Source organism: Paraburkholderia nodosa (assembly GCF_001718195.1).
In the GTDB taxonomy this organism is placed as follows: Bacteria; Pseudomonadota; Gammaproteobacteria; order Burkholderiales; family Burkholderiaceae; genus Paraburkholderia; species Paraburkholderia nodosa_A.
Map to the genome: position 1 here is coordinate 136132 of NZ_MCNV01000006.1, position 13890 is coordinate 150021.

Below are 13890 nucleotides of genomic sequence, written 5' to 3' on the forward strand. Positions count from 1 at the left end.
CGAATCCCGGCTTAGACGATTTCGATTTCCGGGAACGGGAAAATCAGGCGCCCGCCGCTCTTCAGATACTCGCTTTCACGACGCAGGATGCCGTTCTTGAAGTGCCACGGCAGGACGAGGAAATAGTCCGGCTTCATTGCACGTGCCTTCGCTTCGGAAATGATGGGGATATGGGTGCCCGGCGTCACGCGGCCGAATTTTTCCTCGTTCACTTCGGCGATGGCCGGAATGTCTGCCGCGGTGAATCCGCAGAACTGCAGCACGACGTTGCCTTTCGTCGAAGCACCGTAACCGAGAACCTTCTTGCCGTCCGCGTTCAGCGCGCGGATCAGTCGCGTCAGGTCGTCGCGATGACGGAACACTCGCTCCTCGAATTCACGATAAGGACGCGGCGTATTCAGGCCCATGCGGTCTTCCTGCTCGAGCAGCCAGTCGATTACCGGATGATTCACCTTGATCGAGTGATCGCCGGCTTTCGCAGCAGTCACTGCGAAGCTGCCGCCGTTGACGGCATTCATCACGACGTCCACCAGCTTGAGGCCGGCCGCTTCCAGAATGATCTTCACGACGGCGAGCGAATAGTACTCAAGGTGCTCGTGGCAGATCGTGTCGTACGAATTCAGACGCAGCATCGACGGCATGTAGCTTTGCTCGAAATGCCAGACACCGTCATCGGCGAGAATCGATGCGATCTGTTTCGCGAATTCGATCGGCGCTTCGAGATCGTAGAACATCGCGATCGACGTGACGATCTTCGCCGGGCGACTTTCGACCGAACGGTAAGCGTCGGCAGAGAAGAAGTCGGGGACGAGGCGCACGTCATCCGGATAGTATTCGCGGAACTTATTGCCGGTCGGATCGATTCCGATCCGGCGCAGACCGTTAGTGCGGTAAGCCCTCAGCGTCGTGGAGTCGTTGCTGCCGATGTCGAGCACGACGTCGCCCGCCGAGAGCGGCTTCAGGCGTTCGAGGTACGCGATCTTGTCGGTCAGGTGATCGACCATCGACTGGTTCAGCCCCGATCGATAGCCGTAATTGTCGCCGTACATCTCCGAGGGTTCGTACGAGTGCGCGAGCTGCAACAGCCCGCTGCCCGGCGACCACACGAGCTCCAGCGGGCCCCGCGTGACCGGCTCGTCAGCCGACTTCGGGAAAACGCCGGTAAGTGCCTGGTGGCCGAGATTGAGCACCGGGATCTGATGCGTGCTGCCGCTCACGCGGCAACCGGGAATGGCACGATATGAATTCATGGATGGCTCCGGAACGAAGCGATTTCGGTGGGAAACGGATGGAGTGGAGTCACTGCACGCGATCTGCCGTGTGAGTGGCGACCGCCGAATCCGAGATCAACATGTTGTGGCCGAACACACCGGCATTCCTGAAGTGTTCGACGATCAGATAGCTGTGCAGACGTTCGAGCAGGAAGCCGACCGAGCGCCGTTGATAACCGTCGCGCGCAACGAAGCGAGGCGAGTTCATGAACTCCGACGCGCGCTCGAGCACTGCGAAGATCGAGCGAAACAAATCGACGTGGTAGAGGCCGATGCTGCAAGAAGGCACAAAGTGCTGCTGGCTGATGAATTTCAGCGCGTCCGACGAATCGAACAGCTTCTCACCCATCATGTACTGCGTGAAGCTCAGGAAATCCTCGAGTACGTGGGCGCCCTGGTATTGCGCAATGACGCCCGCCGCGCCGAGGGTAATCGGCGTATTGAAGCAGCTGTTCGCACGCTGACGCTCGAAGCAGTATGCGTAGTTACCCAGCTCTGCTTCCTGAACCACCGAAGCCCACGGCAGATTGCTTGCTTTCGGAGCATTTACTGGTGTGGGCGAAATGAACCGGCGGTACTGAAAGATATTCAGATACTCGTATCCTGACGCGATCGAGTCGAGATTGCGAAACAGCCAGAAAAGCTGCGCGTATTCCGACAACGCATGCCCGTGCTCGCCGTACAACTCATCGGGCACGATTGCCTTTCTCCGGATGTTTCCTGGCACGGCATTCGGCGAAATCAACAGATCGACGAAATGCGCGTGCTCGACCGGAAACGGCACGTGCCCGATGCACACATTCAACGTATTCATTTTGACGGGCCCACAAAGCCTTTTGCGAAGCTAAAGGCTAACGGCTGAGCCTCGCCGTCAATCGGGCGAACAGACCGCGGTTAGCGGTGCAATTCTTTGGATGCGCTGTTGGCGATGGCCCTTCGTCGTGCACACCCGGGCAGGCGCGATCAGGAGCACGATCGAAGGCATCCAGTTCCAGACGGACATCCTTACGGATTGCCTGGTATCGGGCGCATGCAGCGCATTGAGCGTGTCAAGCTGCGCTCGACAGCGGAGGACGCGAACGCTTCGCGGAGGTCATGAAGCCAGAGGTGTGACTGGAGATGACGCTGATTTGTCGAGTTCTGAAGGCATCCTGCGGCAGGAGGACTCTCGACTTTGCGGTGGTGAGAATTTTTGGCGCGCCCGGCTGGGATCGAACCAGCAACCCCTGCCTTCGGAGGGCAGTACTCTATCCATTGAGCTACGGGCGCGTTGACTTGCTGGCGCCGCCGATTGACCGAAGAATACGGGAAAGGCAGCGCCGAAGAGAGACCGAGAGAATAACCGGTTTCGGTTAAACCGTCCACCGCGCGGATTATTAAGGGTCGCATCCCCATCAGGCACAATTCGGGCACAATTCGGGCACAACTCAGACGCAACAACACGTCCCACTGCCGGTCCGCTCCGGGTAAACGCCCGCTGAACTCCCTCCGCGCCCAGCCACCAGCCGGAAAACCTTCCGTCTATAATCGTCGGTGTTTGATCTGCCGCATGGCCATTGCCGTCCTGCTGTACCGCTCACCATAAAACCAACGGGAGTCGAGACAAGCATGAGCGAAGCACCCCACGGAGCCCCGATCAAAACGCCCGGCCAGCTGATCGCCGCAGTCATCGCCGGGTTTGCCGTCCCCATCGTCATCATCATTTTGCTCGTCTATTACGTCGACAACACGACGCGCACCGGCGCGGGCACCGACGAGCTCTCTACCCAGCAGGTCGCCGCGCGCATCGCGCCGGTCGCGCAGGTCAACGTGCGCGACGCCAACGCGCCGCACGTCTACAAGACCGGCGAGCAGGTCTTCCAGGCTGTCTGCTCGGCGTGTCACGCCTCGGGCGCCGCCGGCGCGCCGAAGTTCGGCAACTCGGGCGACTGGGCGCCGCGCATCGCGCAGGGCTTCGACACGCTCTGGAAAACGGCGCTCTCCGGCAAGGGCGCGATGCCCCCGCGCGGCGGCACGAGCCCCGACGACTACAGCGACTACGAAATCGGCCTCGCCGTCGCCTATATGGCGAACCACGCGGGCGCGAACTTCCAGGATCCGCCCAAGCCCGCGCCAGGCGCTGCCAATGCAGCCAATGCAGCTTCGGGCGCGGCGGGCGCTGCACCGGCCTCCAGCGCATCGGGTGCCGATGCGAACGCCGCCCAGGCGCAAGCCGCCGCAGCGGCGATCGCGGCCATCCCGCAGGCTTCGTCCGCTCCGGCCGCAGGTGGCGGCTCGCAAAGCGCCGACGCCTCGCAGGCGGGCAAGGCACTCTATCAGCAGGTTTGCCAGGCGTGCCACGCCGCGGGCGTACTGGGCGCGCCGAAATTCGGCAACAAGGCCGACTGGGCGCCGCGCCTGAAGGACCCGATGGACACCGTCTACAACTACGCGCTGCACGGCAAGGGCCAGATGCCTCCCAAGGGTGGCTCGACTGCCTCCGACGCCGACGTGAAGGCCGCCGTCGATTACATGGTCAGCGCGGCGAAGTAGGCCGTCACACGCGCGCCAAAGCGCAAAACGATCCCTGCCCGCAACGATACGGGGCGGGGATTTTTATATGCGTCGATGAAACAGCGGTCGCGCGTCAGCGCACGGGACGCGCGAATTCGCGGGCAAAAGCGAACGCACCCGAAGCGTCCCCGGCGAGCGCGCCGTAACGCGCAGCCAGTTCGGCGGGAGCGAGCCACGGATAGCTCAAGCCCTGTTGCAGGCGCTCGAGCCGCGCACCGTCCGGGTCGTCGATCACGTCCATCCGGGCAATGTGAATGTGGAATGCCGATACGCGCGGCGCGATGTCGTTCGAATCGAAAGTCCAGCGATACGTGCCGTGACCGATGCGCAGCGCGCCCGCCGCGTCCTCGCGCATCACGACGAGCCAGGGCAGCGCTTCGATCGTGCGCTCGCGCGCAACGAGCGCAGTGGCCTCGCAAAGGTAGTAGGTGCGGCAGCGCGAATAGCGCTCACCAAAATCGCTGACCAGCGTCTTCGCGATCGCTTCGGCGCCGACGCTGCGCGCCGGAAACGCGATGTTCGGTGTCGCCAGCGAGAACGTCAGTTCCGCATCCTGCGCGAATGCTTCGTGAATCCGTGCGGGCTTCGTGTTGTCCTTCGCGTCGATATACGTTTCAAGCGCGTGACGGTAATGCTGGAGTAATGGATCTTCCATCTGCGGCAGCGAGCGGGTCAGAGGCGTTCACTCTACAGCCGCCCGCGTCCCAAAAAAGCAAACACCCGCTGCATGCCAGGGTCATCACCCCTTCTGCAACAACGCCTTCAAACTCGCCAACCGGTCCTTCGGCGTCATCGGCGCTTCTTCGGCGGTCGGCGGCGGCGCGTCGTCGAGGCCCATCTCCGGAATGAAGCGCGACGCCTCGCACACCACCGTCTCGCGCGCCCGCTTGCGCTTCTTGCACCAGTTCAGATGCAGACTGCGCTGCGCCCGCGTGATCGCCACGTACATGAGGCGCCGCTCTTCCTCGATGCGTCCTTCGTCGATCACATCGTCTTCCGAGCCGCCGCGGTGCGGCATGATCCCCTCTTCCACGCCAACCAGGAACACGTGCGGATACTCCAGTCCCTTCGACGCATGCACGGTCGAAAGCCTCACGGCGTCCGGGTCCTCTTCCTTGCCTTCGAGCATCGACATCAGCGCGACGGTTTGAATGAGGCCCATGAGATTCTTGCCGGTGTCGGCGAGACCGTCGGCATTGTCATATCCGGTGGCTTCGCTGTCTTCGCCGATCTCCTGCTCGGGCTTGGTGCCCTTGCGCTTGAGCCACTCGAGGAATTCGAGCACGTTCTGCCACTTCGACTGCGCCTGGCGCTCGTCGAAGGCGTCATAGAGATACGCCTCGTAGTGAATCGCATCCATGAGGTCGTCGAGCACGACCGTCGCCGGGTCCTTCTGCGCGCGCTCGGCGAGGCGCTGCATGAAATCGCAGAACACGCGCATCGGCTCGACCTGGCGCGCCGAAAGCCGCGCCTCGATACCGCCCATGTAGACGGCCTCGAACAGCGACACCTTCGCCTGCCCCGCGAACGAACCAAGCGCTTCGAGCGTGGTGTTGCCCACGCCGCGGCGCGGCGTGGTGATCGCGCGGATGAACGCGGGATCGTCGTCGTGATTGGCGATCAGGCGCAGATAAGCGCAGATGTCCTTGATCTCGGCCTTGTCGAAGAACGACTGGCCGCCCGAGAGCACGTAGGGAATGCGCTCGCGACGCAGCACCTGTTCGAAGATGCGCGCCTGGAAATTGCCGCGATACAGAATCGCGTAATCGCGAAACTGCGCACGGCGCTCGAACTTGTGCGCCGAAAGCCGGAACACGACCGACTCGGCTTCGTGCTCTTCGTCGTTGCAGGGCGTAACGGTGATGGTGTCGCCCATGCCGTGCTCGGACCACAGCTTCTTCTCGAACAGCTTTGGATTGTTCGCGATGACGTTGTTCGCGGCCGTGAGAATGCGTACCGTCGAGCGGTAGTTCTGCTCGAGCTTGATGACGTGCAGCTTCGGAAAGTCCTTGCCGAGTTGCGCGAGATTTTCGAGCGTGGCGCCGCGCCAGCCGTAGATGGCCTGGTCGTCGTCGCCCACGGCCGTAAACGCAGCGCGCGGGCCCGCCAGCAGTTTCAGCAGTTCGTACTGGCAGGCATTGGTGTCCTGGTATTCGTCGACCAGCAGGTAGCGCAGCTTGTTCTGCCAGCGGTCGCGCACCTGCTCGTTCTTCGCGAACAGCTCGGCAGGCAGGCGGATCAGGTCGTCGAAATCCACCGCCTGATACGCGTGCAACGTCGCCATGTAGTTGCGGTAGACGATGGCCGCCTGGTGCTCGTCCTCGTTCGAGGCCGTGGACAGCGCCTGCTCGGGCATCACGAGTCCGTTCTTCCAGAGCGAGACGATCGACTGGATCTTGCGGATGAAGCCCTTGTCCGTCGAGCCCACCTGCTCCTGGATCATGGCGAAGCAGTCGTCGGCATCCATGATCGAGAACTGGGGCTTCAGGCCCAGGTGTTCCGCCTCCTGGCGCAGAATCTGCACGCCGAGCGAGTGGAACGTGCAGACCGTCAGCTGGTTGGTCGGCACCTTGCGGCCTTCCTTGCCGGGCGTGGTGAGCGTCTTGCCTTCGAGCAGCTTGCCCACGCGCTCGCGCATTTCGGCGGCGGCCTTGTTGGTGAAGGTGACGGCGGCGATATGGCGCGGCTCGAAGCCTTTCGCTTCGATGAGGTGCGCGATCTTCTGCGTGATGACACGCGTCTTGCCGCTGCCCGCGCCGGCGAGCACGAGACAGGGACCGTCGAGATAGCGCACCGCTTCGTTTTGGGCGGAATTGAGGCCTGCGGACATCGTTGCTGGATTGGAAAAACGGGTGGTACGGCTGGGAGGCGTGCGAACGGGGCGCGTAGCCTTTCGTGACGCCGCACGGCGCGAGGCGTGCGTACGTCGCAGCGGCCTCTCACGTGGGAGGTGCGATGTTAACACGGTACAGCGATACGCCGATGGCGCCCCCGATGTTCCTCTTTCCACAGCTCACCCGTCCCTCGCCTCGCTCCGCACGCTCTACGCGCCGTGCCACAATAACGGGCTCCCGCCACCCGCACTCGCTGGAAAGAGGAAGCGCTCAATGACTGCACCGCAACCGCTGCAAATCGGCCTGATGGGCTACGGCTTCGCCGGCCAGACTTTCCACGCCCCCGTGATCGCGCATAGCGGCGCCGCGCAGCTCGCCGCCATCGCCACGAGCCAGGCCGAACGCGCCCAGGCCGACTATCCCGACGCCGCGATCGTGCCCGACCTGGACGCGCTGCTCTCGATCGATGCCATCGAATGCGTCGTGATCGCCACGCCCAACGACACGCACTACGACCTCGCGCGCCGCACGCTCGAGCGCGGCAAGCACGTGCTGGTCGACAAGCCGGTCACGCTCACTTCCGAGGAAGCGCGCACGCTCGCGGCCATCGCGAAGCAGCGCGGACTCGTGTTCGCGCCGTTCCACAACCGCCGCTGGGACGGCGATTTCCTCACCGTGCGCGAGCTGATCGAGCGCGGCGAACTCGGTCGCATCACGCACTACGAATCGCACTTTGACCGCTTCCGCCCGCAAGTGAAGCAGCGCTGGCGCGAAGACGCCACGCGCGGCGGCGGCCTGCTCTACGATCTCGGCCCGCATCTGATCGACCAGACACTCGCGCTCTTCGGCGCACCCGAGTCGATCACCGCATTCGTTCACACGCGCCGCGAAAACGCGAGCGCGCCGGATTACGCGCACCTCGTGCTGCGCTACCCGCACCACGACGCGGTGCTGCACGCCAGCGCGCTCGCCGCGTACGCGCCGCGCTTCGCGATTCATGGCACGCGCGGCAGCTATCTGAAGAACGGGCTCGACACTCAGGAAGATCAGCTCAAGGACGGCCTGCGCCCCGGTCAGGCCGGCTTCGGCGCGGGCAATGAGACGGGCCGCCTGCACGTGCTGCGCGACGACGGCCAGGAGGCCGATCTCGAAGTGCCCAACGCTGCGGGCAACTACGCCGATCTGTACCGCGCGCTGGCCGCGGCGATCCGCGAAGGCAAGCCGTTCCCGGTAAGCCCGCAGGACGCCATCGACGTCATGACGCTCATCGAACTCGCCATGCAAAGCGCGAAGGACGGCCGCACGCTGGCGTTCGTGCGCCAGTCCTGAGCGCACCGGCGCGCGCTTTCGGCTGCGGCGTCGACCTTGCATGGCGCCGACGCCGCTGAAAGGTCCATACAAATGGTTACATCTGGTTGCCGCGGTGGGGTCATCACGCGGCAATCGCCAGACGTTTGTGGACATGCAAGCCCAAAAAAGCAACGACAAGACCAAGGAGAGTCTGAATGACCCGCTACATCCACGCTCTACGCCTGATCGCCGCCGGCGCGCTCGTTTCGACCCTCGCCGCGTGCGTGATCAACCAGCCGGCGCACCACGCCGCTGCACCGCCGCCGCCCGGCCCGAATCCCCACGAAGTCGCCGTCGATCGCCTGCATCAGGTCGACAGCCGCATCGACAACCTGGGCCATCGCATCGATATGCGCGTGAGCCAGGGCTACTACCCGCCGCCCCAAGGCGGCGCGCTCCATCACCGCCTCGACACGATCCGCGGCGAAGCTCACGACATGGCCGCGCAGCACGGCGGCGGCATCTCGCCCGACGAGCAACACGTTCTGAACGAGGAACTCGACACGGCCGCTCGCGCCATCGGCGAGTAAGCGCCACACGCATTGGCCTGTCGGCACGGACCGCGCGCTCGCGGCTCGTGCCGACCCATCTGCCCACCCGAACCGCCCCCGTTTTTCTCCGGCGCGATGCATGGCGCGTTATGCATCTGCGCAAGCCAATGCCAGCAAGGCTCACGCCCCTTTGCTGGCGCCGCGCGCAGAATTTTTCCGCATTGACATAGCCCCGAGGCGTCGCGCACAATCGCTGCGCGCGCCGGGAGAGCGCGCCGTTTGCCTTAGCTTGCTTTCGCAAGTGCAACCGGCGCCGCCGAAGGGGCAACCCACAAACTCTCAGGCAAAAGGACCGTGCGCGCCGGACCGCTGATTCGCTGCCTTTGCGCTTTTTGCGCGAGATGACGCGAAGCGGCACACAGTCCGCAACTCTGGAGAGCGGCAGTAGAACGGGCGGCGGCGGATCGTAACCCCCACGCGTTCAGGCTGCCCACCGAAGGGGCGCGCGCCAACTGCAACAGGGCGCAATCTCTCAGGTACCGAGGACAGAGGGGCCATGCAAGAACCGACCACGGGCATCGTGCCTGCGGCGCTTCCTGCATGGCCTTTTTCGTTTTCGCGCGAATTTTCGCGACCGCCTGAGGCCCCATGACCGAACTCAAACGCACCCCGCTGAACGACACGCACCACGCGCTGAATGCCCGCATGGTCGACTTCGGCGGCTGGGACATGCCCGTCAACTACGGCTCGCAGATCGACGAGCATCGCGCCGTGCGCACCGACGCCGGCATGTTCGACGTCTCGCACATGTGCGTCGTCGACTTTTCAGGCCCGAAGGCGCGCGAGTTCTTCTCCCGCGCGCTCGCCAACAACGTCGCCAAGCTCACCACGCCGGGCAAGGCGCTCTATTCGTGCATGCTGAACCCCGAAGGCGGCGTGATCGACGACCTGATCGTCTACTTCTTCGCCGACGACCAGTTCCGCACCGTCGTCAACGCCGGCACAGCCGAAAAAGACATCGCCTGGTTCGAGAAGCTCAACGCCGAAGGCGGCTTCGGCCTCACCATCACGCCGCGCCGCGATCTCGCGATCGTCGCCGTGCAGGGCCCGAACGCGCGCGAAAAGGTCTGGCAGATCGCGCCCTCGTCGCGCAGCGCCACCGAAGTTCTCAAGCCCTTCAACGCCGCGAAGGTCGAAGCCACGCCGTTCGGCGAGCTGATGATCGCGCGCACGGGCTACACCGGCGAAGACGGCTTCGAAATCGTGGTGCCCGCCGCCGCCGTTTGCGAACTTTGGGACGCCCTGCAGCGCCAGGGCGTGAAGCCCTGCGGCCTCGGCGCGCGTGACACGCTGCGCCTCGAAGCGGGCATGAACCTCTACGGCCAGGACATGGACGACGGCGTCTCGCCGCTCGACGCCGGCCTCGCCTGGACCGTCGACATGAAGGAGCCGCGCGACTTCGTCGGCCGCGGCGCGCTGGAGGCGAACGGTTCGCGTTCGGCCTTCGTCGGCCTGATCCTGCAGAAGGAAAACGGCAAGGCCGGCGGCGTGCTGCGCGCGCACCAGAAAGTGCTCACGCCGCACGGCGAGGGCGAGATCACGAGCGGCACGTTCTCGCCGAGCATGCAGGAATCGATCGCCTTCGCGCGCGTGCCGCAGGGCGTGCAGCCGGGCGATGTCGTGCAGGTGCAGATCCGTGACAAAGCCCTTCCCGCAAGCGTGGTAAAACTGCCGTTCGTGCGCAACGGCAAGGTGCTCGCCGCCTGATCCGCGAGGATCCTGCCAGCGCGCACGCCCTCCCCCTTTCGAGCAACAAAAACCGCACCACGCACTGGAGCAACCATGAGCATCCCGGCCGAACTGAAATACACCGAATCGCACGAGTGGATCCGCACCGAAGCCGACGGCACGCTGACCATCGGCATCACCGACCACGCGCAGGAAGCGCTCGGCGACATCGTCTTCCTCGAACTGCCTGAAGCGGGCCGTGCCGTCACGGCCGGCGACGCCGTTGCCGTGATCGAGTCGGTCAAGGCCGCCTCGGACATCTACGCGCCGGTCGCAGGCGAAATCATCGAAGCGAACACGTCGCTCGTCGACACGCCCGACCAGGTGAACGGCGCGCCGTACGAGTCGTGGCTCTTCAAGATCAAGCCCGCCGCCGACGCCAAGCTCGACTCGCTGATCGACGCCGCCGCCTACGAAAAGGCGATCGGCGCGTAAATCGCAACCTTGCCTTAACCGCCATGGCGCGGCGGCGCGCTCAGAACGCCGCCCGCGCCCGCAGGAATCCCTATGAAGCTCGAACACCCGGATCGTCTGATGAACTCCCCGCTCTCGCTTGCTGCACTTGAAGCGCACGACGCTTTCGCCGCCCGCCACATCGGCCCCGACACGGCCGACCAGCAGGCGATGCTCGACGCGCTCGGCTTCGCCTCGCGCGCCGCGCTGATCGATGCGGTGATTCCGGCGAAGATCCGCCGCAACGAGACGCTGCCGCTCGGGCCGTTCTCGCAGCCGCGCTCGGAAGCCGAGGCGCTCGCCGCCCTGCGCGCGCTCGCGGACAAGAACCAGGTGTTCCGCTCCTATATCGGGCAGGGCTACTACGACACGCACACGCCGGCCGTCATCCTGCGCAACGTGCTCGAAAACCCGGCGTGGTACACCGCGTACACGCCGTACCAGCCGGAAATCTCGCAGGGCCGCCTCGAAGCCCTCTTGAACTTCCAGCAGATGATCACCGACCTGACGGGCCTCGCGATCTCGAACGCGTCGCTGCTCGACGAAGCCACTGCCGCCGCCGAAGCCATGACGCTCGTACAGCGCGTGGGCAAGTCGAAGTCGAACGTGTTCTTCGTCGCCGACGACGTGCTGGCGCAGACCATCGAAGTCGTGAAGACGCGCGCCAAGCCGATCGGCATCGAGGTGAAGGTCGGTCCGGCCGCTGAAGCGGCCGAAGTTGCCAAAACCACAGGTGCCTTCGGCGTGCTGCTGCAATATCCGGGCGTGAACGGCGACGTGCGCGACTACCGCGCGCTCGCACAAGCCGTGCACGCAGCCGGCGGCGCGGTGATCGCCGCCGCCGATCTGCTTGCACTCACCGTCCTCACGCCGCCGGGCGAATGGGGCGCGGACGTGGCCGTGGGCAACTCGCAGCGCTTTGGCGTGCCGATGGGCTTCGGCGGCCCGCACGCCGCCTACCTCGCGGTGAAGGACGAATTCAAGCGCCAGATGCCGGGCCGTCTCGTCGGCGTGACCATCGACGCGCAAGGCAACCCGGCGCTGCGCCTCGCGCTGCAAACGCGCGAACAGCACATCCGCCGCGAAAAAGCGACGTCGAACGTCTGCACGGCACAGGCGCTGCTCGCGATCATGGCGAGCATGTACGCCGTCTACCACGGCCCGCAAGGCTTGAAGCGCATCGCGCAACGCGTGAACCGCGTCGCCGCGATCCTCGCCGCGGGCGCGAAGCAACTGGGCTACACGCTCGTGAACGAAGCGTTCTTCGACACGCTCACGTTCGAAGCCGGCCCGCGCACCCAGGCGCTCCACGACGCGGCCCTCGTGCGCGGCATGAACCTGCGCCACGTGAGCGAGACGCGTGTGGGCGTGTCCGTCGACGAAACGACTTCGCGCGCCGATCTGGCCGACCTGCTCGCCGTGTTCGCGCAAGCCGCGTTCGCCGGCGAAGCGCCGTCGGTCGACAAGCTCGACGCCGAACTCACGCAAGCCGCCGCGTTGACGTTCCCGGCCGCGCTGGCGCGCGAAAGCGCGTACCTCACGCATCCGGTGTTCAACCGTCACCATTCGGAAACGGAAATGCTGCGTTACCTGCGCAGCCTCTCCGACAAGGACCTCGCGCTCGACCGCTCGATGATCCCGCTCGGCTCGTGCACGATGAAGCTCAACGCGACCTCGGAAATGCTGCCGGTGACGTGGCCCGAGTTCGGCCGCATCCACCCGTTCGCGCCTGCGGAGCAAACGGTTGGCTATCGCGAGATGGTCGATCAGCTCGAACAGATGCTCGTGGCCGCAACGGGCTACGCCGCCGTTTCGCTGCAGCCGAACGCAGGCTCGCAGGGCGAATACGCGGGTCTGCTCATCATCCAGGCGTACCACGCCTCGCGCGGCGAAGCGCATCGCAACGTCTGCCTGATTCCCGCTTCGGCGCACGGCACGAACCCCGCATCGGCGCAGATGGCCGGCATGCAGGTGGTCGTGGTCGCGTGCGACGCGCAAGGCAACATCGATCTCGCCGACCTCAAGGCCAAGGCCGCGCAGCATGCGGCGAAGCTCGCGGCGATCATGATCACGTATCCGTCCACGCACGGCGTGTTCGAAGAGAACGTGCGCGAAGTCTGCGAGATCGTGCACGCGGCGGGCGGCCAGGTGTACGTGGACGGCGCGAACATGAACGCCATGGTGGGTCTGGCGGCGCCGGGCCAGTTCGGCGGCGACGTCTCGCACCTGAACCTGCACAAGACCTTCTGCATTCCGCACGGCGGCGGCGGCCCGGGCGTCGGTCCGGTCGCAGTGGGCGCGCACCTCGCGCAGTTCCTGCCGAACCAGCTTTCGTCGGGCTACAAGCGCTCGACCGATAAGGGTCACGGCATCGGCGCGGTGAGCGCGGCGCCTTACGGCTCGGCCTCGATCCTGCCGATCTCGTGGATGTACATCGCCATGATGGGCGCGGCCAACCTGACCGCTGCGACCGAAAACGCGATCCTCAACGCCAACTACGTGGCGAACAAGCTCGCGCCGCACTTCCCGGTGCTCTACAGCGGCCCGGGCGGGCTCGTCGCGCACGAGTGCATTCTCGACCTGCGCCCCATCAAGGATGCAAGCGGCATCACCGTGGACGACGTGGCCAAGCGCCTGATGGACTACGGCTTCCACGCCCCGACCATGAGCTTCCCGGTGCCGGGCACGCTGATGGTCGAGCCGACCGAGTCGGAGTCGAAGGAGGAACTCGACCGCTTCATCGACGCAATGGTTGCCATCCGCGAGGAAATCCGCGCCGTGGAAGACGGCCGCGCGGACAAGGAAGACAACCCGCTGCGTCACGCGCCGCACACGGCCGCCGTGGTGGTCGCCGACGACTGGAAGCACGCCTACTCGCGCGAGCAGGCCGCCTACCCGGTCGCATCGCTCGTCGCGCGCAAGTACTGGCCGCCGGTCGGCCGCGCCGACAACGCTTACGGCGACCGCAACCTGTTCTGCTCGTGCGTGCCGCTTAGCGAATATGCGGGCGAACATGCAGACGAAACCGCCGGCGAATAAGCCCTTGTGAAGCCGCCGCGTGACCTTCGGCTCACGCGGCGGCGGTCATCCCTCTCACATTTGCCGCCGCAAACCGCTAACATCACACACCTGTCAGCCTTGAATCAGGGA

10 protein-coding genes, 1 tRNA gene and 2 riboswitches are annotated in these 13890 nt (G+C 64.9%); of the genes, 6 read left to right on the forward strand and 5 right to left on the reverse strand.

Annotated features, from left to right (window positions below; all coding sequences use genetic code 11):
• Window positions 1–11: 11 nt before the first annotated feature.
• From BFD71_RS13325 to BFD71_RS13335, 3 genes are all read right to left on the reverse strand, one after another.
• A complete protein-coding gene (locus BFD71_RS13325; protein WP_069264405.1) occupies window positions 12–1250 on the reverse strand; it encodes a class I SAM-dependent methyltransferase in 1239 nt (412 codons plus the stop codon).
• A gap of 49 nt (window positions 1251–1299) precedes the next feature.
• Complete coding sequence (locus tag BFD71_RS13330; protein WP_069264407.1) at window positions 1300–2085, reverse strand: hypothetical protein; 786 nt, start codon at window positions 2083–2085, stop codon at window positions 1300–1302.
• 379 nt (window positions 2086–2464) lie between these two features.
• Window positions 2465–2540, reverse strand: a tRNA-Arg gene (locus BFD71_RS13335).
• A 339-nt stretch (window positions 2541–2879) separates the two neighbouring features.
• Between BFD71_RS13335 and BFD71_RS13340 the strand changes: the two genes are divergently transcribed.
• Window positions 2880–3803, forward strand: coding sequence for a c-type cytochrome (locus BFD71_RS13340; protein ID WP_069264409.1), 924 nt, complete (start codon window positions 2880–2882; stop codon window positions 3801–3803).
• A 94-nt stretch (window positions 3804–3897) separates the two neighbouring features.
• Here BFD71_RS13340 and BFD71_RS13345 read toward each other — a convergent pair whose 3' ends face one another.
• Together BFD71_RS13345 and BFD71_RS13350 are read right to left on the reverse strand one after the other, a co-directional pair.
• Window positions 3898–4479 (reverse strand): hypothetical protein, encoded by a 582-nt coding sequence (locus BFD71_RS13345; RefSeq protein WP_069264412.1) that lies wholly within the window; start codon window positions 4477–4479, stop codon window positions 3898–3900.
• An 84-nt stretch (window positions 4480–4563) separates the two neighbouring features.
• A complete protein-coding gene (locus BFD71_RS13350) occupies window positions 4564–6654 on the reverse strand; it encodes a UvrD-helicase domain-containing protein (RefSeq protein WP_069264414.1) in 2091 nt (696 codons plus the stop codon).
• Window positions 6655–6931: 277 nt separating this feature from the next.
• Here BFD71_RS13350 and BFD71_RS13355 point away from each other — a divergent pair, with 277 nt between their 5' ends.
• The 5 genes from BFD71_RS13355 (at window position 6932) to gcvP (ending at window position 13779) form a co-directional block, all read left to right on the forward strand.
• Window positions 6932–7987, forward strand: coding sequence for an oxidoreductase (locus BFD71_RS13355; RefSeq protein WP_069264419.1), 1056 nt, complete (start codon window positions 6932–6934; stop codon window positions 7985–7987).
• A 176-nt stretch (window positions 7988–8163) separates the two neighbouring features.
• Window positions 8164–8538 carry a hypothetical protein gene (locus BFD71_RS13360; RefSeq protein WP_069264421.1) on the forward strand — a complete coding sequence of 125 codons (375 nt, stop codon included), beginning with the start codon at window positions 8164–8166 and terminating at the stop codon, window positions 8536–8538.
• Window positions 8539–8752: 214 nt separating this feature from the next.
• Window positions 8753–8863: riboswitch (glycine riboswitch) on the forward strand.
• Between the two features lie 57 nt (window positions 8864–8920).
• Window positions 8921–9058: riboswitch (glycine riboswitch) on the forward strand.
• Between the two features lie 89 nt (window positions 9059–9147).
• Window positions 9148–10266, forward strand: coding sequence for a glycine cleavage system aminomethyltransferase GcvT (gene gcvT, locus BFD71_RS13365; RefSeq protein WP_069264423.1), 1119 nt, complete (start codon window positions 9148–9150; stop codon window positions 10264–10266).
• A 75-nt stretch (window positions 10267–10341) separates the two neighbouring features.
• Window positions 10342–10722 (forward strand): glycine cleavage system protein GcvH, encoded by a 381-nt coding sequence (gene gcvH, locus BFD71_RS13370; RefSeq protein WP_069264425.1) that lies wholly within the window; start codon window positions 10342–10344, stop codon window positions 10720–10722.
• Between the two features lie 72 nt (window positions 10723–10794).
• Window positions 10795–13779: an aminomethyl-transferring glycine dehydrogenase gene (gcvP, locus tag BFD71_RS13375; RefSeq protein WP_069264427.1), complete on the forward strand. Its 2985-nt coding sequence runs from the start codon at window positions 10795–10797 to the stop codon at window positions 13777–13779.
• The last annotated feature ends 111 nt before the right edge of the window (window positions 13780–13890 follow it).

What these genes read in the sequence shown, in the direction of transcription:
- BFD71_RS13325 (WP_069264405.1), bottom strand. Translation starts at nt 1,250, where the DNA reads ATGAATTCATATCGTGCCATTCCCGGTTGCCGCGTGAGCGGCAGCACG.
- BFD71_RS13330 (WP_069264407.1), bottom strand. Translation starts at nt 2,085, where the DNA reads ATGAATACGTTGAATGTGTGCATCGGGCACGTGCCGTTTCCGGTCGAG.
- BFD71_RS13340 (WP_069264409.1), top strand. Translation starts at nt 2,880, where the DNA reads ATGAGCGAAGCACCCCACGGAGCCCCGATCAAAACGCCCGGCCAGCTG.
- BFD71_RS13345 (WP_069264412.1), bottom strand. Translation starts at nt 4,479, where the DNA reads ATGGAAGATCCATTACTCCAGCATTACCGTCACGCGCTTGAAACGTAT.
- BFD71_RS13350 (WP_069264414.1), bottom strand. Translation starts at nt 6,654, where the DNA reads ATGTCCGCAGGCCTCAATTCCGCCCAAAACGAAGCGGTGCGCTATCTC.
- BFD71_RS13355 (WP_069264419.1), top strand. Translation starts at nt 6,932, where the DNA reads ATGACTGCACCGCAACCGCTGCAAATCGGCCTGATGGGCTACGGCTTC.
- BFD71_RS13360 (WP_069264421.1), top strand. Translation starts at nt 8,164, where the DNA reads ATGACCCGCTACATCCACGCTCTACGCCTGATCGCCGCCGGCGCGCTC.
- gcvT (WP_069264423.1), top strand. Translation starts at nt 9,148, where the DNA reads ATGACCGAACTCAAACGCACCCCGCTGAACGACACGCACCACGCGCTG.
- gcvH (WP_069264425.1), top strand. Translation starts at nt 10,342, where the DNA reads ATGAGCATCCCGGCCGAACTGAAATACACCGAATCGCACGAGTGGATC.
- gcvP (WP_069264427.1), top strand. Translation starts at nt 10,795, where the DNA reads ATGAAGCTCGAACACCCGGATCGTCTGATGAACTCCCCGCTCTCGCTT.